We start from the raw sequence: 1367 nt of genomic DNA, 5'->3' as shown, positions 1-1367 counted from the left end.
CAGTCAAAAGTAAAGCCTAATTTGAGATTACTTTTAAGAATATTTATCGACCCTAGCAGACCAACATTATATAGTTTACAAATAGTTGCTGAAGATGGAAATTTAGATTTTCCAGAGGCTAAAGCTTTTTTAGATTCTTTTAGTATTATTAATACTAATGATTCCCTCTCAAAATTCAGTGTTAAATATGGAATTTAATTAGACTTGATGTAGCTTTAGGTTTTTCAAAGGTCAATGATTCTGAAAAAAGAGGTTTTATGGCTGTTCTATAGATATGGGTGAGAGAAAAGCCAGGCTGAGTTGGGGCAGGCCAACTTGAAAAAGTGATCAGCACTCAGCAGTAAACCTTTAGAAGGGGAATGTTACCCCTGCGCGCACCTTCCGGTTTATAGAACCCATTTAGTATCTGGGGAGATGGGGAGATCGAGAAATATTTGGTAATGGTTGAAGATGGAACATTTTTTTATACCGAATTAAACGGATTTGATATTACAAATTGAAGTACGGAATGTGGGATATATGGTTTATGATTTGGTCATTTATTCAGATATTCCCACTAAAATTAGTTCCGTTCCGTAAGTCCTGAATAATGAAACTCGATCATAATTATTATTTATTCAATGTTATAATTTATTCTGGCTACAAACATACTTAAATTACTAACGGTAATTCGGCTAATATTTGGAAAAAAAATGTTTAACACCACGCTAAATAACAGTTTAACAAAAGACTTAATTACTTTTTGTTTGAACTCAAAGAAAGGAAAAAAAAGATATCATGTTACACGACTATATATGTATAAAAAATTAGAAAACTTATTGACTAATGAAGATGACAAGACTAAAAAAATTTTGGCCGTATCTGGCAGTGCTAACTTGGCAAAAGTTTTAGGGTTAAAACTAGCGGAAGTTTATAATACGAGTTATCCAGAATGTAATCTAACTAATCTAAATTATGAAGATAACTTTTTTGATTTTTGTGTTTAAGACCAAGTTTTAGAGCATGTTGCTGAAAATCCTTACAAGGCTTTTGAAGAAAGTATTCGAGTTGTTAAACAAGGAGGATATATATGTCATATAACTTGCTTTATCAACCCAATACATGGTGGAAAAGTATTCGATGATTACTGGAGATTTACTCCTAAAGCTTTGGCGTTAATGAGTAAACCCTACAATCTTAAAATAGTTGAAGTTAATGGTTGGGGTAATCAAGAAGTATGGTCTTATATTCAAATGGGTTTTAGAGGTCATAAAATTCCCGAAGATCCAGATAATCCAATATATCAATTAGCAATGAGAAACGAGCGCTCTTGGTATATAGTTACTTGGATTTTGGCACAAGTTCAATAATCAGTAAACAGAAGCCGA

Annotated in this window: 2 protein-coding genes and 1 pseudogene; all 3 read left to right on the top strand. The window is 32.3% G+C overall.

The window, feature by feature from the left end; all coding sequences use genetic code 11:
* A pseudogene (locus tag F6K13_RS33385) lies at positions 1-198 on the top strand (hypothetical protein); the annotation flags it as partial.
* A 494-nt stretch (positions 199-692) separates the two neighbouring features.
* Complete coding sequence (locus F6K13_RS33380; RefSeq protein ID WP_124155752.1) at positions 693-986, top strand: hypothetical protein; 294 nt, start codon at positions 693-695, stop codon at positions 984-986.
* Between the two features lie 171 nt (positions 987-1157).
* Positions 1158-1349: a hypothetical protein gene (locus F6K13_RS33375; RefSeq protein ID WP_124155753.1), complete on the top strand. Its 192-nt coding sequence runs from the start codon at positions 1158-1160 to the stop codon at positions 1347-1349.
* Positions 1350-1367: the final 18 nt, after the last annotated feature.

It is taken from the genome of Okeania sp. SIO2B9, from assembly GCF_010672505.1.
In the GTDB taxonomy this organism is placed as follows: Bacteria; Cyanobacteriota; Cyanobacteriia; order Cyanobacteriales; family Microcoleaceae; genus Okeania; species Okeania hirsuta.
The sequence above is the reverse complement of the archived record's forward strand: the minus strand, read 5'-3'. Positions and strand labels throughout refer to the sequence as shown.